1 pseudogene is annotated in these 330 nt (G+C 64.2%); it reads left to right on the forward strand.

Annotated features, from left to right (window positions below):
- Nucleotides 1-277, forward strand: a pseudogene (locus ACTQ0H_RS09350) (hypothetical protein); the annotation flags it as partial.
- Nucleotides 278-330 lie beyond the last annotated feature (53 nt).

Raw genomic sequence — 330 nt, forward strand, 5'->3', positions numbered from 1 at the left:
CCCCGTATGGGTCCCCTCCCCCGAGGTCGAAGGCATCAGGGACCTCGCCGGCGCCTACGACGGGGCGACCGCGCGCCTGGCGACCGCCAAGCAGCGGCTGCTCGCCTTCCTCGCAAAGCGGGGGTTCGTCTACGGCGGCACCACGCCCGCCGGCAACCCGAGGAAGTACTGGACCTACGACTTCCTGAGGTGGCTCGACAAGGTCAGGCCGGAGGACGATGTTAGCGCTAATCTAAAATTGACCACTTTCGCAAACGCATCTCGCCGAATGCGCTAACGCGCTTTCGCCGACCCCGCTAACGTACTTTCACCAACTGCGCTAACGGAACT

The organism is Collinsella sp. LCP21S3_A3, assembly GCF_052118905.1.
Taxonomy (GTDB): Bacteria; Actinomycetota; Coriobacteriia; order Coriobacteriales; family Coriobacteriaceae; genus Collinsella.